General features: G+C 63.2%; 21 protein-coding genes. All 21 read right to left on the bottom strand.

The window, feature by feature from the left end; translation table 11 throughout:
• Nucleotides 1–2 precede the first annotated feature (2 nt).
• The 21 genes from H4I99_RS13485 to H4I99_RS13385 all read right to left on the bottom strand — a co-directional run bounded on the left by H4I99_RS13485 (nucleotide 3) and on the right by H4I99_RS13385 (nucleotide 16,727).
• Nucleotides 3–422, bottom strand: coding sequence for a phage baseplate assembly protein domain-containing protein (locus H4I99_RS13485; RefSeq protein ID WP_163905283.1), 420 nt, complete (start codon nucleotides 420–422; stop codon nucleotides 3–5).
• Nucleotides 419–1,486: a phage baseplate assembly protein gene (locus H4I99_RS13480; RefSeq protein ID WP_163905282.1), complete on the bottom strand. Its 1,068-nt coding sequence runs from the start codon at nucleotides 1,484–1,486 to the stop codon at nucleotides 419–421. The genes H4I99_RS13485 and H4I99_RS13480 overlap by 4 nt, the downstream gene beginning before the upstream one ends.
• Nucleotides 1,487–2,110, bottom strand: coding sequence for a hypothetical protein (locus tag H4I99_RS13475; protein ID WP_163905281.1), 624 nt, complete (start codon nucleotides 2,108–2,110; stop codon nucleotides 1,487–1,489).
• A complete protein-coding gene (locus tag H4I99_RS13470; protein ID WP_163905279.1) occupies nucleotides 2,110–2,568 on the bottom strand; it encodes a DNA circularization N-terminal domain-containing protein in 459 nt (152 codons plus the stop codon). The genes H4I99_RS13475 and H4I99_RS13470 overlap by 1 nt, the downstream gene beginning before the upstream one ends.
• 17 nt (nucleotides 2,569–2,585) lie before the next feature.
• The gene (locus tag H4I99_RS13465) at nucleotides 2,586–4,472 is read right to left on the bottom strand and encodes a phage tail tape measure protein (protein ID WP_163905277.1); all 1,887 of its coding nucleotides are present in this window, start codon (nucleotides 4,470–4,472) and stop codon (nucleotides 2,586–2,588) included.
• A gap of 58 nt (nucleotides 4,473–4,530) precedes the next feature.
• Nucleotides 4,531–4,905: a hypothetical protein gene (locus tag H4I99_RS13460; protein ID WP_163905275.1), complete on the bottom strand. Its 375-nt coding sequence runs from the start codon at nucleotides 4,903–4,905 to the stop codon at nucleotides 4,531–4,533.
• Nucleotides 4,906–4,907: 2 nt separating this feature from the next.
• Nucleotides 4,908–5,282, bottom strand: a complete 375-nt coding sequence (locus H4I99_RS13455; protein ID WP_163905274.1) for a phage tail tube protein — start codon at nucleotides 5,280–5,282, stop codon at nucleotides 4,908–4,910.
• Between the two features lie 59 nt (nucleotides 5,283–5,341).
• On the bottom strand, nucleotides 5,342–6,826 hold the full coding sequence (locus H4I99_RS13450; RefSeq protein ID WP_163905272.1) for a hypothetical protein: 1,485 nt from the start codon (nucleotides 6,824–6,826) through the stop codon (nucleotides 5,342–5,344).
• Nucleotides 6,816–6,986 (bottom strand): hypothetical protein, encoded by a 171-nt coding sequence (locus tag H4I99_RS13445; protein WP_163905270.1) that lies wholly within the window; start codon nucleotides 6,984–6,986, stop codon nucleotides 6,816–6,818. The genes H4I99_RS13450 and H4I99_RS13445 overlap by 11 nt, the downstream gene beginning before the upstream one ends.
• Nucleotides 6,987–7,009: 23 nt before the next feature.
• Nucleotides 7,010–7,741, bottom strand: coding sequence for a hypothetical protein (locus H4I99_RS13440; protein WP_163905268.1), 732 nt, complete (start codon nucleotides 7,739–7,741; stop codon nucleotides 7,010–7,012).
• Nucleotides 7,728–8,129 carry a hypothetical protein gene (locus H4I99_RS13435; RefSeq protein ID WP_163905266.1) on the bottom strand — a complete coding sequence of 134 codons (402 nt, stop codon included), beginning with the start codon at nucleotides 8,127–8,129 and terminating at the stop codon, nucleotides 7,728–7,730. Before H4I99_RS13435 ends, H4I99_RS13440 begins: the two co-directional genes overlap by 14 nt.
• Before the next feature lie 2 nt (nucleotides 8,130–8,131).
• On the bottom strand, nucleotides 8,132–8,482 hold the full coding sequence (locus H4I99_RS13430) for a hypothetical protein (protein ID WP_163905264.1): 351 nt from the start codon (nucleotides 8,480–8,482) through the stop codon (nucleotides 8,132–8,134).
• A 98-nt stretch (nucleotides 8,483–8,580) separates the two neighbouring features.
• Nucleotides 8,581–9,591 carry a major capsid protein gene (locus H4I99_RS13425; protein ID WP_163905262.1) on the bottom strand — a complete coding sequence of 337 codons (1,011 nt, stop codon included), beginning with the start codon at nucleotides 9,589–9,591 and terminating at the stop codon, nucleotides 8,581–8,583.
• A gap of 11 nt (nucleotides 9,592–9,602) precedes the next feature.
• The gene (locus H4I99_RS13420; RefSeq protein ID WP_163905260.1) at nucleotides 9,603–9,986 is read right to left on the bottom strand and encodes a head decoration protein; all 384 of its coding nucleotides are present in this window, start codon (nucleotides 9,984–9,986) and stop codon (nucleotides 9,603–9,605) included.
• Between the two features lie 2 nt (nucleotides 9,987–9,988).
• Nucleotides 9,989–10,573, bottom strand: a complete 585-nt coding sequence (locus H4I99_RS13415; protein ID WP_163905258.1) for a hypothetical protein — start codon at nucleotides 10,571–10,573, stop codon at nucleotides 9,989–9,991.
• 2 nt (nucleotides 10,574–10,575) lie between these two features.
• A complete protein-coding gene (locus tag H4I99_RS13410) occupies nucleotides 10,576–11,496 on the bottom strand; it encodes a S49 family peptidase (RefSeq protein WP_163905256.1) in 921 nt (306 codons plus the stop codon).
• Between the two features lie 9 nt (nucleotides 11,497–11,505).
• The gene (locus H4I99_RS13405; RefSeq protein ID WP_163905254.1) at nucleotides 11,506–11,775 is read right to left on the bottom strand and encodes a hypothetical protein; all 270 of its coding nucleotides are present in this window, start codon (nucleotides 11,773–11,775) and stop codon (nucleotides 11,506–11,508) included.
• Nucleotides 11,772–13,388: a phage portal protein gene (locus tag H4I99_RS13400; RefSeq protein ID WP_163905252.1), complete on the bottom strand. Its 1,617-nt coding sequence runs from the start codon at nucleotides 13,386–13,388 to the stop codon at nucleotides 11,772–11,774. The genes H4I99_RS13405 and H4I99_RS13400 overlap by 4 nt, the downstream gene beginning before the upstream one ends.
• On the bottom strand, nucleotides 13,385–15,379 hold the full coding sequence (locus H4I99_RS13395) for a terminase gpA endonuclease subunit (RefSeq protein ID WP_163905250.1): 1,995 nt from the start codon (nucleotides 15,377–15,379) through the stop codon (nucleotides 13,385–13,387). The genes H4I99_RS13400 and H4I99_RS13395 overlap by 4 nt, the downstream gene beginning before the upstream one ends.
• Nucleotides 15,376–15,984 carry a hypothetical protein gene (locus tag H4I99_RS13390; RefSeq protein ID WP_163905248.1) on the bottom strand — a complete coding sequence of 203 codons (609 nt, stop codon included), beginning with the start codon at nucleotides 15,982–15,984 and terminating at the stop codon, nucleotides 15,376–15,378. The genes H4I99_RS13395 and H4I99_RS13390 overlap by 4 nt, the downstream gene beginning before the upstream one ends.
• A 173-nt stretch (nucleotides 15,985–16,157) precedes the next feature.
• Nucleotides 16,158–16,727 (bottom strand): hypothetical protein, encoded by a 570-nt coding sequence (locus H4I99_RS13385; protein WP_163905246.1) that lies wholly within the window; start codon nucleotides 16,725–16,727, stop codon nucleotides 16,158–16,160.
• Between the last annotated feature and the right edge of the window lie 165 nt (nucleotides 16,728–16,892).

The raw sequence follows: 16,892 nt of genomic DNA, 5'->3' as shown, positions 1-16,892 counted from the left end.
GGTCACGCCCCGTTATTGCCGTCGCCATCGACGATCGATCCGGCCGCCGTGATGCCGCCGGTCATGGAAATGCTGCCGTCGATGGTGATGTCACCGACGAATTCGAAAACCGGCGCAACCAGCCGGACCTTGGTTCCGACCAGGCTGATGATGTTGCCCGAGCTGTCATAGATAGCGGTCCCGCCACTAGGCAGGTCCGCCGCCCGCTTGCCAGGATGTTCGCCGCCGAGAACCACCGCGAAATCCGGATTGCCCGGCATGGGCAGCAAAATGCCCTTGCCGCCCTTGATCGGGCTGGAGGCGAAACCATGCGGCTCAGGCCGGTAGATCCGGGTATAGCCATCGCCGTAAGCGCCGCGTCCGGAGACGAACTGCTGCCCGCCCTTCTCCTCGACGCGGCCATCGAAATCGAAGCGGATCATTCGTCTGCATACTCCGCATCTGCTGCACCGGGCGCGGCATAGCCATCCGCCGATTTCCCGCGCGGGTTCTCTCCGCCGAGCGCCCGGGGGTCGGCCAGCGAAAGCGTCGCAGAGGTGATGTCGCTCTGGTGGAACGCGATGCTCTTGATGATCATCAGCCCGCTGATACCGAGCCAGTCATCCTTGACCTGCACCAGCCAGTTCGGCTGCCAGATCCGATTACCCTCGTCCCGCCAGCCACTCACCGGGATGGAGGCCGTCACGGCCGCGCCGGCTGCCCGCCGTGCCTGCCAGACAGCCCGCTCCCGCATCCGGTCGATGGTCGCCTCGCCCTCATGCGGCAGGATCAGAACGCGTTTTCGCGTGACGCCGCTATCCGTGGCCGTTGCCTGCGGCCTGAGCTGCTGTTTCTCCGTGCCGACAGTCGCCTGCCCGCGAATGCGGGTTTCGGAATAGCGTCCGCGCTCCGTGAAACTGGCACTCGCGCCCGACAGGATATTGACCCCGCGCCGTAGCGTGCCGCTGTGAACTCCACCCGGTTTCGAGGCGAGCTTCAACCGACCCTCAGGCGTATCGTGGAGCAGCAGTTTACGCCCACGAATGCGCCGCTCGATCGAAGCGAACGCGCTCTCGCCAACGGAGAGTTTATGCCGCGCCTCGACCGGCAGCTTCGTGCCGTCTGTCTCGATCCCGATTCCGTAGCTGTCCAGCTCCTTGGCAATGGCGGCGACATCCTTGTTGAGGATCTCGCCGCTCTCATGCACCGCCGAGCACTCGACGTAGTCGACGGTCCGAGAAACCAGCCCACAGGACAACGTCCGGTCGGCCTCATCATAGCCGGTCGAGACGTCGCGGACATAGCCTGTCAGCATCAGGTCTCCGGAGGCCGTGATCCTCGTCTCCATGCCGGGAGCCACCGGGAGGCCTGAGCCGGTGATGACGAATTCACCACTCGCGGACCGCGCCGCCTCCTCCGCCGATACCTTGATATCGATCGACATGATCGGCGGCAGGCCGGAAACCACGACAGTCTCCAGCGGGCCATAGGATACAGGCAGGGTCACTCAACTCTCCAGCGCGTCGAAGGCGACAGGCATCAGCATCGGTGTCGAAGCCCCGGCGATATCCACCAGGCTCTCCGCCCGGCCGGCATCGCCATAGAGCTGATAGGCCAGCACGGTCGATGGCAGCGAAATCCCGGTCTCGACCCGCACGACCGGCACGGCATCCGCCGCCTGATCGGAGACCAGTCGCACCGAGACATCGACGAGCCGCGACAGCCAGACATAGAGATCGACAGCAACCGCGCCACGGGAGGACACCAGCGCCAGCGCCGCCGTTCCGGTCGCCCCGATCCGCTCACGCCCTGCCCGCGCCTGCGGCCGCGAAATCCAGCCCGCCCGCGGCCCTGCGATACAGAGACCGACCGCCAGCAGGATCGCCGCCGCATCGGTCGTATCGGCTGCGACGAACTCCACGACCTTGATCGCATCGAACCCGGCCGGCGTCGTGACGCTCTCGGCGACGATCCGCATCAGCGAGATCGTCTCCAGGGCGAAGCCGTCCGCGTCGAGATCCTGCGCGGCCACCAGCCTGTCGGCGACGTCGGCCGCATCAAGCACATCCATCACCAGCATCGAGGCCAGTGCCGAGAGCCAGTCGCAGATTTCCTGCCTGTCCGCAGCCATCAGAAGAACCCGCCAAAAGCAGCGGCAGCCAACGACAGGGTGCCGAGCACCGCCGCCGTCACGTCGCCCACGCCGAGGATGGCGCCGGGCATATTGCCGGCCGGGATCGCCGTGAAGGCGAAGGCGATATAGCCCCGCTGGTCCTTGAACCGGCTGCGCCGGAAGCCCTCGACATAGGCCAACTGTCCGCCATCCATCGGCAGCACCAGCCGCCCGGGACCGGCCGCATTGCACGCCGCCTCCAAAGCCTTCGCCTGCACATCGCTCAGGTCGCCAACCAGATAGGCCGTCACGTCATAAGCCGGCGTCGCCAGCCCCATTTCCTCCAGATAGGTCGTGCGTCCCCCGGCATATTCATGCCGCGCCAACCGCTTCCCGCCGGAAAACTCGTCCATGTCGACCCAGAACGGCACGCCGCGATAGCTCGCCCGTCTGAGGGTTTTCGCCCAGTCACGCATGTCTCAGATCCTCGAAATCACCAGCCGCCGCCGCCCGGCTTCTGCGGCGGCATGCTGCGGCCCGTATCGGCGTTGACGGCAGGACGCCCGGGAGCGCCGACCCCGGTGCTCTGGGCCATGGTGCGGTTGAATGCGGCGGCGGCGCTGACCATTTTGTCCGCCGCGCTGGATATCGCGGCAGCCACGTCGACGCCGGCGACCTTGAAAAAGCCGGACGATTCCTTGATGGCATCCGCCCCCTGCCGGCCTCCATCGGCAATGCTGCGCCCCGCCTCCTCGCCGCCGCTTTTCAGTTCGTCGGTCCCGATGTCGATTTTCAGCGCATCCTGCCATTCGCCTTTCGACGGCAGGCGGAAGAGGCCCGCCGCAGACTGCCCCATATCGGCGATTGCCGGCGTTGCCCCGATCTTCGGAGCCTCGGGACGCGACGGCCCCTGCATCGGCGCTGCCGGGCGCGCACCGGGAATCGGAACATCGGTCTTCGGCAGGTCGCGGGCGTTGAGATGCCGATCCCCTCCCGGAAACTCTTGACGGACAACCGGCAGGTTATGCCGCCCGGTAGAGGCCTTGACCTTGCCGCTCTCATACTGCCGCTGGCGATACTCCGCGATCGCCTTCTTGTCACTGTAGCCGCCCTCGATGGCGGCCTGCATCTTTTCGTCGTCGGTACTGGTAAGCCCCCACTGGGTCCGTTCCCACCAGCCCATGCCACGCTTTTCCAGCCCGGCGTTGACAGAGGCATGGTAGTCGAGATTGCTCGACACACTGTCCATCAGGCTGGTGGCCGTCGGCGCAATCGCCTTGCCGAAATTCGTCTTCAGCTTTTCCCAACTGTTCGACATGCGGTCGATCGATGCCTGCGTATCCGACATCACGCGATTGACATCGCGCCACACAGTGCCATTCACCTCGGCCGAATTCATCAGCTCGAGGAATTTCCGCAAGCTGTCCTCGCTGGTGATCAGCGACTGCATGCCGAGCCGGAATTCCTGATCGGAAAACAGCAGCGGAAGCTTCGACAGATCGCCCTTGATCGCCTCTTTCGAGAGACGCACGAAGGCGGAAACGGCATCCTCGCCGGATTTCGCAGCCGCCTGCATTTCGCTGCGAAGATCGACGCCGAACTTCTTGAACTTGTTGGCCGTTTCCTCGGAAAACATCTTGCCGAAGATATTCTGCGCCTGCGTTGCCGCAGAACTGGCATCGCCAGTGTCCTCGCGGATCGTCTGCAGGATGGCGACCAACCGCTTCAGCCCGTCCTCGCCGTCATAACCGAGCGTGGCAAAGCTGTTCGCAAGGCCCGGAATATACTGCGCCATGTCTTTGAGTTCGAACTGTCCGGCTTTGCCCCCCATGACCATGATGTCGAAAGCACGCTGCAACTGCGACGTCTCAATCTTCAGCGCATCGGCGGCCTTCAAGCCGGTATTGGCGATGTCGGCTGTCGCTGCCCCAGACGCCTGCGCCGTGGCCAGCACCGACGGCAGGAACGCCATTGCCTCCTCCAGAGATTTCCCGGAGGAAACCAGCGTATCCAGCGCCTCGATGGCGGGAGCGACGCTGTCATAGTTGAGGTCTTTAGAGACCTTTTGCGCCTCGGCAAATGCCTTGGATGTCTGCTCGCTGGTCGCATCGGCCGTGATGCCGATACGGGTCATCTGCCGTTCCAACGCGGCAAAATCGGTGAGAGCAACTTTGGCGCCATAGGCAATCGCGGCCGGAGCGGCATAGCGCGCCACCATGGCGTACATATCAGCGGTTCCGCGCGCCAGCATGCCCTGTCGGCGGTTGAACTCCCCGGCCCGCCTGTTCACATCGCCCATTTTGTCGGCGATGTTCTTGAACACCCTCCCCGTCTTGTCGATCGCGGAGATCTTGAGGGCCGCCTCAATGACGCGGTTCATGGTCACCTCCTACGATACTGAACGGCCCGGTTTGCCCACCAGGCGATTTCCGAGAGCGTCATTCGCTGGACGCGGGTTGCGTCCCATCCAAACCGGAAGACGAGGTGGTCGGCGGCGACGTCGCAGGCGCCGCCTCCCGGAAAAAACTGATCACCTTGTCGGCAAGCTTCTTGCCGTCCAGCGAGGAAATCAGAGCGAGGTTCTCGTAGCCCGGAGACCCGACCTTCACGAGCCTCCGGAGATAGGCATCGATGGTCGACGCGTAGGTGATGAGCATCCCACCGCCCTGCCCGTTCGGCTGCCATTCCTCTGGAAATCCCAGACCGTCCGTATAGGTATCCACATAGGTCGGCTCCCGGAGCACGACGCTGTCGAACGGCAGGCCACCCGGCACCTCGTAGCGCCGGGAGAGTTTCACGACATGCTCAGCCATGATCAGTCACCCGTCCGCCGATAGTTCCCGGCGGAAATGGTGAGGCCGCTCACCTCGCCGTTGAGGCGGTTACTGTCGGAGTCTCCGACGAAAAACGCGGATATGAAATGATGCGTCACGCCGGTAAATTCCTCGGTGATGACGATGTTCTGCCGCGGCGCCCTCATCAACGCGTCGAAATCGACCCCGCTGTCCTTGAACACGACATTGGCACGCGGCGAGGTCGGCGTACCAATCCGGTCGTTCGAACCGTCCTGATTGGTGATAGATTCATTGCTCTGCCGACCGCGCTGGACGGAAAATGTGCCGCGCAACGAAAGGTATTCACCGCTCGAAAGACGGACGCTCATGCGCCCGCCAAAGTCCTTGTCTGCCATGGCTGGCTCTCCTGTGAGGGGTTAGGCCCGTGAAGGGGATGCGAGGCGCCGGCGGCGCCTCAGACCTGTGCGAACACGCGGGCGAGGCCTGCGAAAATGTCGGCGGGGTTGACGCGATCCATGTCGAGGCCGATATCGAAGCGAGCCGGATTATCCGCGTTACGGGTGACCACAATGGCGTCCAACACAGCGGCGGACACCTCCAGAACGCCGCGCAACGACAGTTCAACCATCGAATTCACCAATGTGGCACGAACATCTTTGGCTGTGATCAAGGTCGGCAAGTTGCCCGGGTTGTCATCCACAGCAGCCTTGTTCGAATGTTCGGAAGCCAGCTGTGACCGCAGATATTTAAGCGAATAGGTGGTCTGATAAATCGCTTGGATATCCCGCATCGCCGAGTCGGGAACGCCGTTCGTCGTCTGCTGCTGCGTGATGATCTTGTCGATGGCGATATCGCCGGAGCGATCCACGAACCAGGTAGACACGCTGTTCGACAACAGGCTGTTGCGCGTCGGGTATTCCGGCCAGTAATCGCGATCACGCGGTGCGATCACATCGGACACCACGAGCCCAGACTGGTTGACAGAAACGCGACCGTCGGAGCCGCCATCGAGGAACGAGGCGATGCGCCCGACCACGGCCGCGACGAACTCATAGTCCGGCCGCGCCATGCCGCCGTTGGAAAACAGCGGGATCATGGTGAGATGCCAGCTGTCTTTGGCCAGCGCCGAGGTGGCGAGCGTCGCCGTGGTGCCGGATTTCGGATAGAACACATGACCGTAGAGCTGCTGGAGATAGGACCAGCGGCCCGACACGTTGCTGTGGAAATCGTCGAGGCGCGTGCGGTTCGCATCGTCGCTGAAGGCCGAAACGACGACCTCGAACGGGTCGTCTCCCATTGCCGCCAGCACGGCGGAAACATCGGGAGTGCCGGCGCCTGCAATCGAGACCGCGAATGTCAGGATGCCAGAGAACGCGTTCGCGCCGTCGAGAACCGGGATGTAGACGTCGATGCCGGAGGCGTAGACGCCCTTATGCCGGGCCGTAATAGTCACGACATTGGTCGCGGCAGCCGCGGTGAATGGCAGGGAGATCTTGGTGACCGGATTGATATAGGCGTTGATGGCCGCGGCAAGCGCAGTCGCCACCGCATTGGCGCTGTCGCCGGCTGCGATATTGATCGCCACGCTTTCGCCGGCAATCTGCAAGACGCCCTGCCCGCCGGCCGCCGGAACCACGCCGACCGTGATGGTCCGCGCCTCCGCCGTGGTCGCCTCATCGACGCGCCCGAGCCAGATTTCCTGCGCGGCAGCGTTGCGCCGCATGCGGATGAACATCGCCTCCAGCATCGAGCCGCGACCGGCAAGGTAGCGCGCCTCCTCGACACTGCCGCAAAGAGCGATACCGGAGACGGCGAGCGCACCGGCGGCGAGGCCATGGCCAAGCAGGATGGCACGGTTGTCGCTGGAAAACTGGCCGCCGCTCTCGACGTCGAACGCCAGCAGCGGCGCGATGAGACCGCTCGGAATATTACTTGCCATCGGCGTCGTCCTTCTTCTTGGAGCTTTCCGGCTTCACGATGAGATCGCCGTCCTTGACCATCCGGCGATGAAACTGCGAGAGCGGATCGATCGGTCGGCCGTCTTCCGGCCAGCCGTTCGGGATCAGGCGGCCGGGAGCCGCCACATAGAGCACTGTCATGGATGCCTCCGGTGATGTGGGCGTCAGGGTTTCGGCGTGCCCACCACGCCGTTGATTTCGGTTCCGCCCGGGATCCGGGCCGTGAAGTCCATGCCGGCGAGAGCGGTAGGTGGCTCGGCGGCAAAGTGCGCGCCAAGCGCCTGTAACTGGGCCTTGGCATAACTGCCGTCCGGTAATGCGTCGCAGACATTACGGATCGGTTCGGGAAGCCCTCCAGCCGCCACATTGAAATCGTCGTCGCGGATGGACAGGTGAAACCGCGTCGTCATCCGATGCCAGCGCAGCCCGTATTCAGGGACCGCGAATGTCCTGTTTTCCACCCGGATCACCCTCCGCACCAGTCGCCGCCAGGCCAGCCCGGCCGGGCTGAATTCCAGCAGGTAACGGACCCGTGACGCGAGAGCCGCCAGAACCAGCCGCGCCGATGGATCGCCATCGGCCATGGCGTCGGCGAAAGCTGGTCCGTCGCCATCGCGGGCGACGATGCAGAGTTCCGAGACAACGTCGAGCACGGCATCTGCCTCGGCGTCACCGGCATCCGTCAGGGGGCCACGAAGTGCCACCCCACTTTCCGGCGTGTAGAGCGACAGGACGGGCGTATATTCCGCCTCTTCGTCGATATCAGAGAGCGACGGCGCCCGGCTGTCGAACACCCGCGCCCCTGCCAGGGTCGGATAAGGGCCGCCGGCGGCCTGCGCTGCGGTCGGCAGCAGGATTTCCATGGCCACCAGCCGGACCGCCTCAGCCGCCAGCATGTTTCACCTCCGAGAGATACCAGGCGGGCCGCGAGGAGCCGTCCCGCTCCGAGGCCTCGATCCGCCATGTGCGTCCGCCACTGACGACCCGGTCGCCATTTCGCGGCCGCCACGGCCATTCGCCCACATGCGCCGTCAGCACCGCCGCGTAGGAGACTGTCGCGCCCGGTGTACCGGGATCGCCCGGCGGATGGCGGGTGAGCCTGTCGGCGGGCGGCTGGAGATCGATGGTCCCGAGAAAGTCGAATGCAGGCCTGCTGTAATCGACCTGCATCCCGTGATTGACCGATTGCCCCTGCCTGTAACCGACAAGCTGGCAGGGCGTGACATCGAACACGCCCGCCACCGTATCCTCGAGCATCGCCCGAGCCGATGCCCAGTCGACCATGATCAGGACTTCAGGGCTGCGAGCGCCGCTTCCGCCGCCTTCACCTCAGTCTCCGCTTCGGCCTTCGCCGCGAGGTCATCGCCGGCGGTCGCCAGCTTTTCCTGCGCCGCCGCCACAGCAGCCTCGGCCGCAGCAAGCGCGGCGGAGGCGTCGGAAGACGGCGTTACGGATTTCTTCTTCGGCTTCTCCGGCGCAGCGACCTCGACAGCAAAGCGGTCGGCGATCAGGTGGCGGCCGTAGCGTTCGGGAACCGTGATCGGTGCCAGCGCGTCGACATGGACATCCTCGCTCTTGCCGAGAACCGCGCCGGGGATGATGCCGCCCTGCGGGAATGCAATGGTGATCTTGCTCATGGGAGTACCTCTCCTGTTGTCGAGTGCCATCATGAGGATGGCGCTTGAAAACAGGAGGCCGGGACAACCGGCCTCCTCATTCTGCGAGGCGATGAATGTCAGGTGAGCGTCAGCTTGCGCAGAACCTCCGGGCGCGTGCACAGCGAGATCGCATTCATCTGAACTTCGAGGTCGTTGCCCTTGCCGTTCGTCTTTTCCGGCGCGCGGCTGTAGAACGGCAGGCCCGGGCTGTTGACAGTTTCCTTGTAGTCCGCCGGCGCGAACCGGGTGATGAACAGGTTCGGTACACCCTTCACTGTGACGCGGGCCTCGCTATCGGCGATATAGGGAGATCCGAGATCGGCCGTCGCCTTGGCACCGGTCTTGTAGCGTTCCCAGGTGGCGCCGCCCCATTCGAAGACATCGGGAACATCCTGCCTCAACACGGTGGCGCCTCCGTTGTAGAGGAAGGTATCCCTGACAGACTTGTGCTGCCACAGGGCCTTGTGGAAGCCGCGGCCGGTGAAAACGTGAAACCCGTCATAAGGTTCATCGAGAGAGTCTTCGATGGAATAGACGACATCCTGCCAAAGGCTCGTAACCAGTGTTGCGTCCACGTCGAGTTCAAGCGAAACATCGGCCGGCACCGCGATGCTGAACGTGTTGTAGAGGTTGACGAGAACACCGCCGGATTTCGAGGTCACGATGCCCTTGATAGCGCCGACACGCTGATGTTCTAGCGTCATGGTCAGATCCGCCGCATGACGCTGCGCCTTGCGGTTGATGCGCCCTTCGACGGTTTCCAGCGAGCTTTCAGTCCCGAATTCGCGGACGTTCTGCACCTCGTCGGCAAGAATGCTGTCGTCGCGCTGGTAATGAGGGATGATGACCGGAACCTTCGTTCGATCTTCGTCACCGGTGGTCTCGCCCGGACCGCCGCGAGCGGTCGGCTCGACAAGGCCGAGTTTGCCGTTACGACGTTCGATCGAGATCAGCGTGGTCGAGACGCTGTCTTCCTCGAAGATACCGGAGGCGCTGACCTGTCCGGGCCGATAGGGCACGGCATTGACGGCGGCCGTCAGGCTTTCAAGGCTGAACGGGTCGGAGGTATGGACATTCGGTGCGGTCACGGTCGTTCTCCTTATCGTGCCTTGATCGTGACGGCGCGGAGCTGGGTGAGCTTCGTCGCCTTCTTGGTGTCGTCGTTGACCGTGCTGTCGTAGACGAGCATCGGCTTCTTCACCTCGGCATCATTGGTGATGCCGACGGTCGCAACATCCACAGAGGTCGCATCGACCTCGTAGGCCGCGATGGCGGTAGCCGTTTCGGCACCCTCCTTGCCGACGGTGCTGGCATTGGGCGACGGCGTATACTTGCCGCTTGCGGTGACCTTGCCGAGCACCGTGCCGGCTTTGACAACGCCGGAACCAGAGACGATGGTGATGGGTTCGCGCGAGAGCGTCCGGTTCGCCTCCGACAGGACGAAGGCGAGATCGCGGGGAGTTTCAGTGAAACTGGTCGGCATGATCATACCCCCTTCTGGGTGTTGCGACGCGCCGCAAAAATGGCGTCACGGTTGATTTTCGGGCCGCTGGCAGCCGCGCTCGTCCCACCACCCGGCATTGCCAGATTGGCGGCGGCCACGCGCTGCTGTTCGTAGGTGGCGGCAGCCGACGCCGCCCCCTGCTGCGCCGGCTTCGGCGGTTCGGCCGAGGCGGTGGCTGCCGGAACATTGGCGGTGACGAAGGCCACGATAGCCTCCGCGGACATGTCGGGCGAAGCGTTCGCGAGGTCGAGCGCTGCGCCCATGCGCTTGGCGTCGCCCTTGATGCTGTCAGCGCCGAGGGCCGCGTTGATGCGGTCCATGGCAGTCTTGAAGCCGTCGGAACCACCGGAGGCGGCAGCGGCGGCGGCAATGGTCGCGGCGGCAGCCTGGGCTGCACCGGCCACAGTCTGGGTGTCAGACATAGAGCCTCCTGTGGGGTTGGCCTCCGAGGGAGGCGTTTCAAGATTGGATGCATTGGCATCCGCTTCGACCCCGAGATCATCGAGGCCATGGGGGAGCGCTCCGGGCCGCACCGCAGCCCGGATGGTTGCAAAAAGACTGGACATAATCAGCTCCGGTTCACTTCCTTGACGAAGGCGTCAAACGCCTCGATCGGATCGCCGACAGCATCGGCTAGACCAAGCGACACCGCCTCGGCGGCGTCATAGACGCCGGCCTCCGTTCCAAGCGCCTTGGCTTTGGTGATACGGCCACGGCGCCCCTTGGCTACGGTTTCCGCGAAATCCTGCCGCATCGATTCCGCCTGCTCCTGCCATTGTTCGGCAAGCGCCGCGTTGAGCGGCTCATAGGGGTTGCCGTCCGCCTTCTTCTTGCCGGCGCGAATGATGGTGAGGCGGATGCCCGCCTCGTCCAGCGCCTGGCTGTAATCGGCATGGATCATGATCACGCCGATCGACCCCGCTCCGCCGTACCGGGGCATGACGATCTGCCGCGCCTGCGACGCGAGCAGGTAACCGGCCGAATAGGCGTAGTCCGTCAGGATGGCGATGGTCGGCTTTTCCTTCGAGAGCTGCGCCATCGCGGCGGCCGTTTCGAAACCGCCATTCACCTCGCCCCCGTAGCTGTCGACCTCGTAGGCGACGCCACGGACGAGATTCGAGCGGCGTGCTATCGCGATCTGAGCCTGAAGGCCCTGATAGGATGTCTCTCCCGATGCAGCACCGACCCAGCCTCCCTTGTGCACAAGCGACCCTTCGATTGGAATGATCGCGACGTTGTCGATCATGTCGAAAGGCAGCATGTTGGCGCGGGTGTAAGCACGCTCGATCCTGTTGCCGATCTTGCCGGCGAGCGGGCGACCATTCGACCCGGCGACATGGTCAACTGCCCCCTCTGGATTGGCAATGACGATCGTGTCTCCGGCGATCCGGCCACCCAGACCGTGCAGAAAGGCCTCGGCCTTGCGCGGGTCGTACATCAGCGGAGTGTTGAAGATCCGCTGGGCGATATGTGCGTAACGAAGGCTCATGACCGATCCTCAGAAGCGGAATTTCCAGCGCCGCGATGGGCGGCAGCCATTGGTTTTCGCCATGCAGGCCGCCTGCAGGCGTACCAGTTCGGCGTCTATGTCTGCCATGCTCGACGATGCCACCTTGAGACGCTGGTGCATTACCGGCGAGCGGATCTCGGTCTCCTCGACCTGTTCGCCGGCCAGGCGCTTAGCCTTGGCGGCCGCAAGTGCTGCGTAAAGCGCGCACGGGTCCTCGACATCGACAGTGACTCCGCCGATCTTGACAGGGTTCGTCATGCCGATGCTCCCTGCTGCTGCGCCTCGGTCGAAGACTTCGAGCCGTAGCCGCGTTCGAACGGGCTCCGCATGCCGGCATCGACATAGCGCTCGTGCCACATCAACCGGCTTTCGAACACCTCCTCCGGATCGTCTCCCAGTTCGCCGCATTCCCGTTCGAGTGTGCCGGTACCGTTGGCGATACGCTCGCTCGACGCCTTGGCGCGTTTCTCATCGTCCGCGGTCGGTTTGCTTGGTCCCTGACAAAGCGCCCACAGGATCGCCTCGCGGTTCGCGAGAAACACCTCGTAGCCGCCCTTGAACGGAATTCGGCCCTCGCCGATCTCCTCGTCGAGCCACGATGCATAGGGCACCAGCACATGCGGTGCGGCGATACGGTCTGTCCGGCGCTGCGCCAACGGCCAAAGCGCCGAGTTCTCCATGTTGGTTGAGGCATAGGTCGATGCCGTGTAGTCCATGGTGTAGCCACCATAGGAAATGCCGAGCGCCCGGGCCTGCTCGCGATGCAGCGAGGCGATGAATGGTATCGACTGACCTCCCGGTGTCGAGATGGTCTTGAATTCGAGATCCTCATCAAGGGAAAGATGCGACACACCCGCGCCCTCGCCGTAACGGACTTCGGCCTCCGCCGCTCGCTCCAACTTGTTGCCGTAATAGGCCATAAGGCCCTCAGCGACATTATCTGCGCCCTCAATGCCGCTCTCCTTGAGCGAGCTGAGTGCTTCGAACGCCTCCGCAGACGGTTTGCCGCTTTTCAGGATGGCGGCATAAATCGTCTGCATGAAATGAACCTGGGCAATCGCATCCTCGGTGTTCTCCGCCATCAGATATTTCCGAAACGTCGTTGCCAGCGGCGAGAGGCCGCGAACATCATCGGACGAGAACGGATCGAAGGCATGCATGACGAGCTGCCGGCCATCGGCATCACGCGCCGCGTAATCGGTCTTGACCGTGATCCCGTCTCGCCTCTCCTCGAAGCGGTAGTGTGTCGGGCGTCCATAAGCGTCGTGCGTAATGCCCTGATATAGGCCAGATGCCTCGTTGGTTTCCTGCACCAACTTCTGCGGAGACAGGAGCAGGAACTTCGTTCCCGTCTTCGTTCCCGGCAGGCGCTGGGAAAGCGGAAGATACTCAACAATGCCAACGCTCTCTCCGAAGGCAAGCCAATGCCGGACGCCAACGTCTGTATGCTGCGGAAGCGTGAACTTGGCGCGAAAATCGCATTCCAGCGGCGACCACGCCCAGACCTTGAACCGCGACTTGACCAGACGTGTCCACTCGATCGCTTCCTTCTGGTCGTAGCCGAAGGCCGAAAGATCAGGACGCGGGTTGAGCTGAAGCTCGACACCGACCGTATCGGCGATGATCTGGTCGGCAGCACCGCGCAGGCGCCCGGAGTTCTGCAGCATGTCCATCGCAAGCGCGGCCGCCCGCCACCAGACACGACGGATCTCGTCACGATGCTCGCGAAGCGACGCCGGCCGCGAGGCGATCACGCCCGAAGGCGTATCGCGCATATAGCTCGCCCGGACACGAGGCGCGGTCTGCGGTGCGGGAACCACACTGCTGCCCGCCCGGACGCGTATCCGTGGCTTCTCCGCTGTCGTCGTCATTTCCGCTTCTTCCACTTGTCGGCCCACGAAGAGCCGGGCTTTTTCGACGATGTCGGTTCAGGCGGCGGCGCGACTTCTGCAGGCGTTGCCGCAGCAACCACGACGGAAGCCGGTGACAGAAGATCCGGAACGTTTTCCGGCTCATACTTGGCCCTGAGTGCCGCCCACTGACTTTTCGTCAGGCGCGAAAGCCCGAGATGCTCCGCCATCGCCATCGCGTAGATCCGGCAGTCGAGGAAGTGATTGTGCTCTCGCCGGAGCGCCCACTCCTCATGCAGCTTTCCCTTGGTCAGCTTCTGCGTGAAATACTCCGCAGTCAGCTGCTGGAAATACTCCTCGCCCAGTTCGCCATGAAAGTGGCAATAACCCGGCGGATCGCAGGCCTCGCCGGACCTGAGACCAGTCTTGTGCAGGTTGCCGTAAAGCTCGGCTTTCAGGGACCACGTCCCGACCGGCCATGTCATGGCGGAACCGTAACGCTTCCGCTTGCCACGTTTGGTGACTGACTTTCTGGTCGGCGGACTGATCGCCGGGACGCCTCGTCCCGGCATGCCCTTCACCGCATAGGCGTTCGAATGACGGCGGCACCATTCAAGCACCTGGTTGGTGCGGTAACCGCTATCAACTCCGCGCGCCTCAATCTTGCGCAGGACCCCGAAGGCATCCGGAAACTCCTGCTCGGTAAATTCCTCGAGTAGAAGCCACGCGCCAGCCTGCGGATTGTCGGTTGCCCCCTCGAGGAATTCCGCACAGACGTTCCAGCTTTGCCGATCCTCACCGAAGGCCACGACCTCGCAGTAGATGCCGTAGCTCTGCACGTCCGCTCCGCTGACGAGGATCAGGCCGCCTGCCGGAATCGTGCCGGCCGGGTAGCTCTCCCTTCGCTCCATCAGTCGTTGATGGTCAGGAGCATTCCCCTTCATCTGGTATGGCAGCGCCAGAACCAGATTATGATAGTCCTTCGCGCCGGCTTCGCCCTTCGCCTCGTAGCTGATCTTGTCCTCGGCAATCGCCTCGTAGGACATCATCAGCGACATAAAGGCGTCCACATGGAACCCGGGATGACGATCCGGGCCGGAAAGCGTGGGGATGTAACGCCCGTGCCGGACCGCCGGAACTCGCTCCATCTCCGAAATGTGGTGCTCACACTGAAGGCATTGCAGCACCGTCTTGTGCGGATGCTTCTTGTCAATCAGCAGATAGGCGTCCCGCTGCACCTGTTCAGTTCCGCATTCCGGGCAGCGTATGTGCCAGAAGCGCTGGTCGGAACGTCGGAAATCGCGGTCGATTCTGCAATGCCCCGGCCCGTCGCCGAGCGCGTCGCCACTATCTAGTTCCGGTGTCGACAGGCCGAAGATCTTGAACGTCTTCTGCCGGCGAAACGCGGTGAAGCGGCCGAAGAACAGGTTCTCCGGGTCCGCGCCGTTCGGCAGCATCTGCCACTTCGACACCTCATCCTTGACGCCGTATCGTGTCGTCTTGCCCGACAGGTCGGTGACCACGTTAGCGTTGGCGAGATAGATAGAGCCGCCGGAAAACCGCTTCTCGTAGATCGTCGAGCCGCGCCCCGATCGACTGACATCGGGAAAGATGACCGTCTTTTCCGTCTTCTTCGCCCAGGCGTCGATCAGCGGCTGCAGCTTGCCGGAATTGATGTCCTGCAGCATGTCGATGCTTGGCACCGCATACATCATGTTGTCGGGCGCATTCTCCGACAGGTAGAGCATCCACGCCAGAGCGAGGATCGACACGCCGGTCTGCTGCGACTTGCGTACCGTGACCTCGTTGCACGGATGCTCCTGACTGAGGCACTGCGCGATCTCGACCAGATACGGTGCGTCTTCAGGAGCCCAAAGCTCACCCTTTCGCGGGCCGTCCACCAGCACGATGTTCTTCGGCAGCCATGCGTCGAACGGGACTGGAGGCTGCGGGCGGATGGCGCCTGCCATCGCAATGCCGATTGCGCGAAACGCCCCCGGATGGAATGTCACGCTTCCTCATCCTCGATCAACGGGTCAGTTTCGGGCGCTGCCGCGGCGATCGCCTCCAGTTCATCGGCCATCTGATTGCCGAGCTCGAAGGCAATCTGCCGAAGCAGGACACGGACCCCGTGAACGCCCTCTTTCGAAACGGCCAGCGCAACCGCATCAGCCTGGTTGGGTAACCGGCGAATGATCGCCAGCAGCTTGGCGCCGATCTCCTTGATCGCGTCTTCTGTCCGATCCCGACGGATAAGCTGTCCGCACTCTTCCTGATGCCGGATCTTCTCGCGCCCGACCTTCAGCCACTCGGACTGTCGCCGCGCCTCGTCGAAGCTATCCTCATCACGAAGAGGCCGCCCACCAGTGGAGCGCCCCGACATCTGGTCATCGTCGCCGGCCCGGATCGGCGCGGTCGCCTTCGCCGGGTTAACGAAGCGCTGGCGAAACTCATCGTAGTGAGCGAGCGAGACCCGAAGGACCTGCCCCTGCCCGCCGCGCTCCACCGGCGTCTCCGGCCGCGCTTCGACTAGTTTCTTGACGGTTTTGGATACGGCCGGCTTTGATACCGCGTCGCGCGCAGCAATCTGCGCTATCGACCACATGACATCGCTCATCGTTAACCCGTCCGTTAACCGCCGCGTTAACCCCGTTAACCCCGTTAACCCAATATTTTAAACCGTTTGTCTGGCGAGTTTTCGGGGTCGCCCCGGCCCGCAGGGGGCGTTTTCGGGATACGGTCCCTTGACCCCGGGGGGTGGGGTGCCCGGCCCCCGACGGCCGACCCGCCCTATCGGGGGAGGATGCGGTCGAGTTCGTGGAGGACGCGGGGCGCGAGGTGATCCTCGATTAGTTCCGCCAGCACTTCCAGGAACACATCCGGATTGTTGGTGACATCGTGTGCAGGGTTCGGCCCGAACAGTTCGCGGATCTGCTCCTTTTTGGGGTTGCTTGGCATCTTCGTGCCCGGCACTCGACGCCACACTCCGGTATGGGTAGCGCCGTCTTTGCCTGCCTTTACCGTCGCAATGAATGCGTGCCGGTACGATCCTCGCAGGCGAACCCGAACGCCTCTCGACGTTTGCGTCGCGCCCAACTTGTAGAGGCTGATCCAGCCCGACTTCTCGATGATCTCGATCGAGTTTCCGCCAGCGTTGAAATGCGCAGTCGTCAGTTCTCGTATGGTCCCCGCCGGCAATTTCACACGCTCGGCGCTTCGCCGGACGATCCGCGTTCTGGCCATGTCGCGCATACGGCTCATCGCCCGCGCCATGGCCTTTCCCTTAATCTCGCCGGGCAGATTGGCAATCGCCCTACCCAACTGTTCGATCTCGGACGCATCGAAGACGACGTCAGACACCGCACGCACCTTTCTGGAATGCCGCCATTACAGCGGCGGGGTTCATGACAGCCTCCATCGGCTCGAAAGCAGGCCCGGAAAAGCAAAACCCGCCGGGCGATGGCCTAGCGGGTTTTCCTAACCTTTTTCAGTGTGCTTATACTATGTCAACCAACTGCCGCACCT

The organism is Paenirhizobium daejeonense, from assembly GCF_014280875.1.
In the GTDB taxonomy this organism is placed as follows: Bacteria; Pseudomonadota; Alphaproteobacteria; order Rhizobiales; family Rhizobiaceae; genus Allorhizobium; species Allorhizobium daejeonense.
The sequence above is the reverse complement of the archived record's forward strand: the minus strand, read 5'-3'. Positions and strand labels throughout refer to the sequence as shown.